At 68.5% G+C, this 7,852-nt stretch carries 7 protein-coding genes; 3 read left to right on the top strand and 4 right to left on the bottom strand.

The features are described 5' to 3' along the window. Positions 1 to 44 precede the first annotated feature (44 nt). Complete coding sequence (locus ACWDU1_RS26020; protein WP_450002372.1) at positions 45 to 1,565, top strand: sulfatase-like hydrolase/transferase; 1,521 nt, start codon at positions 45 to 47, stop codon at positions 1,563 to 1,565. A gap of 54 nt (positions 1,566 to 1,619) precedes the next feature. On the opposite strand, the gene ACWDU1_RS26015 is transcribed toward ACWDU1_RS26020, so the two are convergent. The 4 genes from ACWDU1_RS26015 to ACWDU1_RS26000 all read right to left on the bottom strand — a co-directional run bounded on the left by ACWDU1_RS26015 (position 1,620) and on the right by ACWDU1_RS26000 (position 5,856). Beyond that, on the bottom strand, positions 1,620 to 2,339 hold the full coding sequence (locus ACWDU1_RS26015; protein ID WP_450002370.1) for a hypothetical protein: 720 nt from the start codon (positions 2,337 to 2,339) through the stop codon (positions 1,620 to 1,622). A gap of 39 nt (positions 2,340 to 2,378) precedes the next feature. Further along, positions 2,379 to 3,632, bottom strand: a complete 1,254-nt coding sequence (locus tag ACWDU1_RS26010; RefSeq protein WP_450002368.1) for an MFS transporter — start codon at positions 3,630 to 3,632, stop codon at positions 2,379 to 2,381. 107 nt (positions 3,633 to 3,739) lie between these two features. Next, positions 3,740 to 5,548, bottom strand: a complete 1,809-nt coding sequence (locus ACWDU1_RS26005; RefSeq protein WP_450002366.1) for a hypothetical protein — start codon at positions 5,546 to 5,548, stop codon at positions 3,740 to 3,742. After that, a complete protein-coding gene (locus ACWDU1_RS26000; RefSeq protein WP_450002364.1) occupies positions 5,545 to 5,856 on the bottom strand; it encodes a hypothetical protein in 312 nt (103 codons plus the stop codon). The genes ACWDU1_RS26005 and ACWDU1_RS26000 overlap by 4 nt, the downstream gene beginning before the upstream one ends. Before the next feature lie 476 nt (positions 5,857 to 6,332). On the opposite strand from ACWDU1_RS26000, the gene ACWDU1_RS25995 reads away from it, so the two are divergent. Together ACWDU1_RS25995 and ACWDU1_RS25990 are read left to right on the top strand one after the other, a co-directional pair. Continuing rightward, positions 6,333 to 7,319, top strand: a complete 987-nt coding sequence (locus ACWDU1_RS25995) for an MlaE family ABC transporter permease (RefSeq protein WP_450002362.1) — start codon at positions 6,333 to 6,335, stop codon at positions 7,317 to 7,319. Then, positions 7,319 to 7,852, top strand: a 534-nt coding sequence (locus ACWDU1_RS25990; RefSeq protein ID WP_450002360.1) for an ABC transporter permease, incomplete at its 3' end; no start/stop codon positions are given. The genes ACWDU1_RS25995 and ACWDU1_RS25990, both read left to right, overlap by 1 nt.

Here is a 7,852-nt window from a genome sequence, read left to right as displayed (position 1 = left end):
ACCCTCGGGTCCGCTCCCGCCGCATTTCCGGAGGTTCGTTCCGCATGTCGAGTACATCGGTCCCCCGTCGGCGCTTCACCCGCCGCTCGGCACTCGGCATGCTCGCCGCCGTCCCTGCCGTGGTCTCGGCAGCGCACAGTGCCACGGCCGCGCCCGCCGCGTCGGCTCCCGGCCGGCGGCCGAACATCTTGGTGATCATGACCGACCAGGAACGCGCCGATATCGCCTTACCGGATGGTTTCCGGCTACCCACCCGCGACCGGCTGGCGGCCTCCGGGGTCCGGTTCGCCATGCACCACACCCCGACCGCACCCTGCTCACCCGCACGTTCAGCGTTCTTCACCGGTTTGCACGCCCCGGTCTCGGGGATCACCGACAACGTCCGCGGCAGCGGCGAACTTCTCGATACCGTCGTGGGCGCGACCGCGTCGCCCGATCTGTCCACAACCATCCCCACCCTCGGCACCGTGCTGCGCGGCGCCGGCTATCGGACGGCCTATGTCGGTAAATGGCATCTTTCCGATACCGCCGGATCCGATCCGGCCGCGCTCACCGCCTACGGTTTCGACGAATCCCGTGATGTGCTCACCGGCGGCGGCCCCAACGAGGGACTGCGCGAAGATCCCGGCGTCGTCGAGCAGGCATGCGATTGGCTGCGCCGCCACGGCGCCGACCCCGACCCCTGGTTATGTGTGGTGAGCATGATCAACCCGCACGATATGATGTTCTGCCCGCGTTTCTACCGGCTCGCGGATGTTCCCGATTACGGCGCCGCGGTCCCGGGCAATTTCGAATCCGACCTCACCACCAAGCCCGGGGTCCAAACCGCCTGGCGCGACCTGAACCAGGTTGTCGGCGGCGTGATGCCCAACGACGTCGGCTCGCCGGAGGGTGAACGCCAGTGGCGGCAGTGGGGAAACTGGTACCTGGAACTCATGCGCAGCACAGATATCCACTTCGGTCACGTACTCGACGCCCTGGCCGGGAGCGGGGGCGCCGGTGACACCGTCGTGGTCCAGGTGGCCGACCACGGCGAGATGGGCGGGGCACACGGTCTGCGCCAGAAGGGCGCCATGATCTACCGGGAGAACCTGCGGGTCCCGCTCGTGATCTCCGATCCCCGCACCACCGCCGTACACGGCAGCGTCGCCGGCGCCCCGACCTCTCATATCGACCTGGTTCCCACCCTGGCCGCGCTGGCGGGCGCCACCGCGCCCACAACTCCCGGGCACGACCTCACCCCGCTGCTGGCCGACCCCTCCGGAACGGTCCGCGATTCCCTGCTCATCACCTCCGACGCGAGAACCAGCGGCGGGATGCTTCCCGGTATCAATTACTGCCTGCGGGGCGTGATCACACCCCGCTACAGCTTCGCCCGCTATTTCAACCCGAAATCCGCTGACGGCCCACGAACGGATTTCGAGTACGAGCTCTACGACCGGTACGAAGACCCCTCGGAGATGCGTAATCTCGCCCACCGAGGCGGGTCCGCGGGTCTGGTAGCGGAAATGAACGACATGGTCGACTCGCTCGTCACAACTGAACTCGGCGCCCTACCGAGCTGATCCACGGCCGGCGCGCGGGCAACCGGCCCGGCGGTGGTGGCCGTCGGGGCCGCCTCATATTCCTGAGGTGGCCGCACGATGCCGGGTGACGTCGAACGGCTCGAAGTACGCCTGACCCACCGCGAACATGCCCCGCTGCGGCAGCCAGAAATCGCCGATCCGCGCCTGCTCGGCCACCGGCCCGGGCGGGCCGATGGAGACACCACGGATACGGGCCGCCGTGCGGTCGACGGTCCACAGCAGTTTCGGGTTCAGCCGAAACCACTGACCGTTGGGAGCGGTACCGCGCAATCGCACCCGCCCGACCCCCAACGCCGGACCAGCGATCCGGGACATCACGGAAAGAACCGCCGGGCTGTGCCACAACCTCGGCGGCATGAGGTTGCCCAGACCGGACATCACCCTGGTCGCCGGTGACCGGCTCAACTCGATATCCCAGACGAGCTCGCCGGGTATCTCCACGGTCAATGCGGCGGGTCCGGTCCAGGTGAGGGCGATATCCGCACAGCGGGCGTCCGCCAGCGCGGAGCCGTAATAGCGCGGACAGCTCACCTCGGCCGGCGCACTGCTGAAGATGACCCATTGCCCGGCGGGGTCGCGGTGCCAGACCGACTCGTATCCCGGCCCCACCGAACTGGCGCCGAAACGCCGGAACGCCAGGTAGTGGCCGCTGGCGAACGGCTGCCCCATCACTCCGTACCCAGCGAAACCTTCCCCGTCGCCATCGGATAGCACCGGTGTGGTTTCCGCGATCGATCTCGGGCTGTCGGTCATTGCCGCCTCCTCGACGAACGGGCCCCGGCTACCACTATCCTACGTCCGTGACCTGGCCGAACGCTCGTCCTGCCCGGCCGCCGCCACCGGCCTGTTCAACCGGCGATATTCGAGGGTCATCAGCAGCGCCACGAAGGCTCCGGCCGCCGTCGATACCTTGGCGGCATCCAGCCTGATGAACGAATTGTCGACCAGCGCGTACCGGTGACCGAGAGCGACCACGAGGCCACCGACGGCGATATTGGCCTGCATCGCCGCGGAGGACACGATATCCATCAGCGTGAACGTACGTACCCGGTGTGCCGGCTCGACCACGTCGAACTCCACACTGCCGGTCGCCACAGCGAACACGCACTTGGACAGCTGGAAAGCGAGAACCAGGACCGTGAACACCGCGATGGCCGCGGTGGCGGAACCGATTTCGGGCAGAACCGTCCAGATGACCATCTCGGCGACCAGCGCACCGCCGAATACCGCCAGGGCGCGGTGGGTTCCGAAGCGGGCGATGAACCAGCCGGCCATCGGCATTCCGGCCAACGCCGCCGCCGTTCGCAGCACGAGAACGACTCCGAGCGCTGCCGCCGGTACGGCCAGTACCGATATCGCGTAGACCGAGAGCAGGGGCACACCGATCAGGAATTGTGCGATCTGCGCGAGCAGGATCACGCGATTGGTCCGTTCCGACAGTATCTCCCGCCAGCCCACTCGCGCCGCGGCCTGCTCCGCCCGGTGGTGCGCCACCGGGTCCGGAAGAACACGAAATACCAGCACGGAGGCCACCGTGTAGAGCAGGCAGTAGCCCAGAACGCAATGATAGAAGGCCGATCCGACCTCGCCGCCGAACACCGTTGTCTGCACTACGAACGCGGCGGCGAGGGTGCCCTGCGACGCGAAGCCCGCGATGGACAGGTAGACCGGGCGCGTCGCCGACGTGGTGAAGTCGGCCACCCACGCCGACCACGCGGCTCCGTACGAAATGGATATCGCTATCTCCGCCGATACCGTTCCGGCGATCAGGCAGATCGCACCGGCCGTCCGTGACGCTGTCGCTGCGTCTCCCGCGGCGAAGAGCAACAGCAGCGACGGTATGAACAGAAGGCTGCCCCCGATCATCGTCCGGCGATGCCCGATCGATTCCACCAGCCGCGGAGCGAACAGCTGGATCGGGACGCTGACGATCATGGTCAGGGCGACCACGGATATCAGGCTTGGGCTGTATCCCAGCGTGCGTGTCACATACAGCTGAAATATGTCACCCGACATACCGCCTGTCGCGTAGCTGAAGAGAACCATTCCCGAAGCGGGAATCAGCGACGCCAGTGCCGGTCCGCCGAGCCTTCGTGGCCCGCCCATCGCACTTCACACCTGTCCAGCGTGTTCCTGTCTGCGGGTTCTGCCGTTCAGAGGGAGAGCGAGCTTTCCGTTTCCGGAGGGTCTGTGGCGACCACCTGAGCGGGCCGTGGGCCGGTAGCGGCGGAAGAGGTGGGTGTCAGGCCGCGCAGGCTGGAGGCCGCCGCGATCAGAGCGGGATCGGTACTCGCGGCTGTTTCGAGTGGCGGCGTGGGCGCGGGCAGTTGCGGCTCGAGCCCGGCCTCTTCGCCGGTGTCCCCGGTGTCCAGGAGTTGCTCGCTCTGCCCCGGTTCCTCCACCACCGGTTCCTGGGCCGGAGCCGCTTCCTCACCGGGCAGACCCGTCTCCGCAGGAGGCTGGGCTCCCTCCTCACCGGCGGCTCCCTCGCCCGAATCCGTCGGCGCGGGTTGCTGCCCCAGGCCCTCGTCTCCGGCGGGCGCAGCACCCTCGGGGACCTCCGAAACCGGCACATCGCCTTCGGCCGGCGGCTCCGCTGCCGCGGGCTGGTTGTCGACGGCATCGATGACGGTCGCGACGGCATCGCCGGTGGCGCCGATGATCTCGTCGAGGTTGCCGGCCAGGCCACTGACCGCCGTGATCAGATCCGGGATCGTGCCGGTGATACCGCTGACAGCGGTCACCATGCCGGTGATATCGGCGGGAGTCCATTGCGTCGCCGCACCGGTATCCGCCGGAGGTGTCGCTGCCGGATCGTCACCGCCGAGACCGGCATCCTCCTGGCTCGGCTCGGAGCCGTCGCCGGCCGTGTCCTCGAGTACCGGCGCGGCCGGCTCGCCGGTATCCGACGGGTCACCGCCGTCATCGGTGCCGGCCGGGTCCCCGGTCGACGAGCCGGGAACCTCGGCGGTCTCGCTGATCTCTGCGGCGGCCGGTGCGCTGGTCAGCGCCAAGCTGGACGGGGTGTCCTGTTCTGTGGGGGTCTCCGGGGTGTCCTCGGGTGTCCGCGCGGGGTTCTGCCCGGCCGGCGGGGTGTCGCCATCGGGTTCGGTGACGGCCGGCTGGGAGCCGACCACGGCAAGATAGCTCGGTTTCCCCGAGACAGTGCCGAGTTCGGTATCGGCCGAAGGCGCGCCGCCGGGAGATAGGAACGCCGCGGGCTCGATGGCCTCGACCGCGAGGATCAACTGGTCGTAGCCCACGGTCACCGCGGTGTGCGCCTCGGCGCACAGGGTTGTGAAGCGAGCGACCTTGGCGTCGATCTCGGGGACGAAAACCTGATCGAGCCAGTTACGGCACGCCGTGGCCGGTTCGACCCCCTCGACGTAATGCTCGGGAAGCTCACTACGAAGCCGGTCCTGCGTCGACTCGCCGGTATCCCCGCGACCCGCGGCGAGGTCGATCAACCAGTCGATCTGCTGCGGCGATTTACCCGCCGCGGCGTCCGCGGTGAACTCCTCGGCGATCGTATCCGCTTTGGTACGGACAGCGGTTTCGATCTGGGTGACCGCGGTGGTGGCCGCGGTCCGCACCGCGCGCAGCGCGTCGAGATTCGTGGTGACCCTGCCGCCGGTGTCGGTGAGGTATCCCCGCGCGTTGTCGGCGGCCGGCGATCCATTCCAGAAATCGGGAACCGCGGCGAAACGCGTGGTCTGCGTGGCGGCCTGGTCATCGAGGCGGCCGTCCAGCTCCTCGCCCAGTGTCGTCGCCAGATCGCCGAGCAAGGCGATATCCATGCCACGCTGCTGGTCGTAGCGGGCAGCCAGACCGAAGTAGTCGCCACCCGCGGGATCTCCGCCGGTCCATTCCCGGTACCGGGGTCCGAAGACCTCGAAATAGCGCAGGCCCGCGGCGCCGGCGTCCAGGATCCCGTCGATGCTGCCGTTGTCGCCCTGTCTCATTCGAACGACCCCGCCACCGCACCGAGGTTGACCGCCGTCGACTGATCGACACCGGTGCAACTGCTCGCGCTGGCCTGTAGGGCCGACCCGCAGTCCTGGACACAGTTGGCCCAGGCGAACAGCGATCGCCGCATATCGTCCAGGCCGCGCCCGATCCGTTCACCGGCCGCCTGATAGTCCCGGCCGGCATCGGCGATTTCGAACCCGCGCAGCACCTCCGCGACACGCAGCGCGGCGTCGTTGACCGCACCCGCGGACCCCTGCAGATCACCGGCGATGCCCTGCACCGCCGCCACATCCATCAACATGTCGGTCCCTCCCTACCCGGCGGCGAGCCCGCGCTGCCACCATCTCGCCGACCCGGCGCACCCCGCGATCCGAACCTGCACGCGGCCGGAACTTTTCGTCACAAGCTTGGACGACCCCGCCCGCCAGTTGGTTCCCGACGTCCGGAAATTCGTCTCCAACAGCGTCCCACGAAAGCGCAGTGCAGGCGTGCGCGCCGCTCGAACCGCACAAGCACACGAACCCGGTTCCCCGAGTGTGGGCGTGCGGCCGCCGGCGCCGCGAGGATGTTCCCGATTACGGAGCCGGCGTCCCGCGCGACTTCCGGTCCGACCCGCACCCGGCCCCGGCTGGAGGAGCCGGTGGTCTCGACCGGTGCGAAAACCGGCCACACGGTCCACGAATGGTCGGCCGGATATTCCTTATCCCGAAATTCCAGCGCCGGACATATGGGTGTAGTACCGTCCGGACAGATGTCCAACCTGCTGTTCGGATTGCTGTGCACGAGGTTGGGCCGGCACTGAACCAGGTGAAGGCGAGTATGCAGGGTGCGGACAGCCCTCCGGCGGCAGGCGGAGGCGCAGCGGAGATCAGCCGTGCGCAGGTCGGACCGAATCTCGCGAAGGCAGAGGTCGCAGCCGAGGCGGCAACCGGCGACGGCGCCGAGAGAATCGGACCGGGCACCACGCTGCGCCGAAATTTCTCCGGCACGGTCCTCGCCAGCCTGGCCACCTTCGGCCGCGCCCTCCGCATCGGTGCCTACGCGGTCCGGATCGGCACGCGGGACGCGGTGGGGCTGCGTTTCCAGGTGCGGGAGAGTTTGGCGCAGGCGTGGTTCCTGATCACGGTCACCGCCGTACCGGCGGTCCTGATGGCCATCCCGTTCGGGGTCATTCTCTCGGCCCAGGTCGGCAATATCGTCTCCCAGCTCGGTGCCGACACCATGATCGGCGCGGCCGGTGGAATGGGCGTGATCAAGCAGGGCGCGCCGATGGCCGCGGCCATGCTGCTGGGCGGCGCGGGCGCGGCGGCCATCGCCGCGGACCTGGGGGCCCGGACCATCCGCGAAGAAGTCGATGCCATGCGCGTCATGGGCGTGGATCCGATCCAGCGGCTGGTCGTACCCCGGATCGCCGCCATGATGGTGGTGGCGCCGCTGCTCAACATCCTGATCATCGTCGTGGGTATCGCGGCCGGGTTCCTGGTCGCGGTGGTGGCGCTCGATGTGACGCCGGGCAGCTACTGGGAGTCCTTCGGGTCGTTCACCACCACTGTCGATATCTGGGTGTCGCTGGTGAAGGCGATGATCTTCGGGTTCCTGGTGGTGATAGTCGCCTGCCAGCGCGGACTGGAGGCCAAGGGCGGGCCGCGCGGCGTCGCCGACGGTGTCAACGCCGCTGTGGTGATGTCGGTGGCGGCGGTGGCGGTGCTCAATACGGTGATCACCCAGATCGTCACCATGTTCATCCCGGTCAGGATGGCGTGATGGCCGCCGCGCCCTATGTCCCGCCGGGGCTGAAACGGCTGAGCCGGGTCGCGCGCCGGGTGCGGCCCCTGGGCCCGATCGACGCGATCGGCTTCGCGATCGGCTTCGGCTGGCAGGTGCTGTCCTCGATCCCCTACACCCTGCTGCACTACCGGCGCCAGACCGTCGCGGTGATCACCGATATGACCTGGGGCCGCGGCTCGGTGATCATCGGCGGCGGTGTGGTGCCCCTGATGCTGCTACTCGGCGCGTCCATGGGCGCGTCCATCGGGATCGAGGCCTACAGCGCGCTCGATCTGCTGTCGCTGGGCCAGCTCAGCGGCCTCATCTCGGCTTTCGGCATCACCCGGGAACTGGCGCCGATCGCGGCCGGGGTCGGGTTCGCCGCGCAGGCCGGATGCCGGATGACCGCCGAGATCGGGTCGATGCGGATCTCCGAGGAGATCGACGCGCTGGAATCCCTCGGCATCCGATCGGTGCCGTTCGTGGTGACCACCCGGGTGATCGCCGGAATCGTCGCGGTGGCACCGGCC

It is taken from the genome of Nocardia sp. NPDC003345 (assembly GCF_053589395.1).
Note: the sequence above shows the minus strand (reverse complement) of the source record. Positions and strands in the feature narration are given on the sequence as shown.

Coding starts and splice junctions, on each gene's coding strand:
- ACWDU1_RS26020 (WP_450002372.1), top strand. CDS start 45: ATGTCGAGTACATCGGTCCCCCGTCGGCGCTTCACCCGCCGCTCGGCA.
- ACWDU1_RS26015 (WP_450002370.1), bottom strand. CDS start 2,339: ATGACCGACAGCCCGAGATCGATCGCGGAAACCACACCGGTGCTATCC.
- ACWDU1_RS26010 (WP_450002368.1), bottom strand. CDS start 3,632: ATGGTTCTCTTCAGCTACGCGACAGGCGGTATGTCGGGTGACATATTT.
- ACWDU1_RS26005 (WP_450002366.1), bottom strand. CDS start 5,548: ATGAGACAGGGCGACAACGGCAGCATCGACGGGATCCTGGACGCCGGC.
- ACWDU1_RS26000 (WP_450002364.1), bottom strand. CDS start 5,856: ATGTTGATGGATGTGGCGGCGGTGCAGGGCATCGCCGGTGATCTGCAG.